Source organism: Gemmobacter denitrificans (assembly GCF_036964905.1).
Classification (GTDB): Bacteria; Pseudomonadota; Alphaproteobacteria; order Rhodobacterales; family Rhodobacteraceae; genus Gemmobacter; species Gemmobacter denitrificans.
In genome coordinates, this window is record NZ_JBALHR010000047.1 from 1 (window position 1) to 1,223 (window position 1,223).

General features: G+C 62.1%; 1 protein-coding gene. It reads left to right on the forward strand.

What is annotated here, in order from left to right:
• The first annotated feature begins 1 nt into the window (after window position 1).
• Window positions 2-1,177: an elongation factor Tu gene (gene tuf, locus V6590_RS20755; protein ID WP_335425617.1), complete on the forward strand. Its 1,176-nt coding sequence runs from the start codon at window positions 2-4 to the stop codon at window positions 1,175-1,177.
• Window positions 1,178-1,223 lie beyond the last annotated feature (46 nt).

The following is a 1,223-nucleotide window of genomic DNA, read 5'->3' on the forward strand; positions in this document are numbered from 1 at the left end:
AATGGCAAAGGCAAAGTTTGAACGGACGAAACCGCACGTCAACATCGGCACGATCGGCCACGTTGACCACGGCAAAACCACTCTGACGGCAGCGATCACCAAGTATTTTGGTGAATTCCGCGCCTATGACCAGATCGACGGCGCCCCGGAAGAGCGCGCGCGTGGCATCACGATCTCAACCGCGCACGTGGAATACGAGTCGGAAGCCCGTCACTATGCGCACGTGGACTGCCCCGGCCACGCCGACTATGTGAAGAACATGATCACCGGTGCCGCCCAGATGGACGGCGCGATCCTGGTCTGTTCGGCTGCTGACGGCCCGATGCCGCAAACCCGCGAGCACATCCTGCTCGGCCGTCAGGTGGGCATCCCCTACATGGTCGTGTTCATGAACAAGGTGGACCAGGTCGATGACCCGGAGCTGCTGGAACTCGTGGAAATGGAAATCCGCGAACTGCTGTCGTCCTATGACTACCCCGGCGACGACATTCCGATCATCAAGGGCTCGGCTCTGCACGCGATGAACGGCACCGAGAAAGCCATCGGCGAAGACGCGATCCGCGCGCTGATCGCCGCTGTGGACGAGTACATCCCGACCCCGGCCCGCGCTGTTGACCAGCCCTTCCTGATGCCGGTCGAAGACGTGTTCTCGATCTCGGGTCGTGGCACCGTGGCCACCGGCCGTATCGAGCGCGGCGTTGTGAAAGTCGGCGAGGAACTGGAAATCGTGGGCATCCGCGCTTCCAAGAAAACCGTCTGCACCGGCGTCGAGATGTTCCGCAAGCTGCTCGACCAGGGCGAAGCTGGCGACAACGTCGGCCTGCTGCTGCGCGGTGTGGACCGTGAAGGCATCGAGCGCGGCCAGGTGCTGTGCAAGCCCGGCTCGGTGAAACCGCACACCAAGTTCGAAGCCGAAGCCTATATCCTCACCAAAGAGGAAGGTGGCCGTCACACCCCGTTCTTCGCCAACTACCGTCCGCAGTTCTACTTCCGCACGACCGACGTGACCGGGACCGTGCAACTGCCGGAAGGCACCGAGATGGTGATGCCGGGCGACAACCTGAAGTTCAACGTGGAACTGATCGCCCCGATCGCGATGGAAGAGAAGCTGCGCTTCGCCATCCGTGAAGGCGGCCGCACCGTCGGCGCAGGCGTCGTGTCGAAAATCATCGAGTGATGATGTTCTGGTGACCCTCGGGTCATCGGACAGAAAGGCCGCCCCT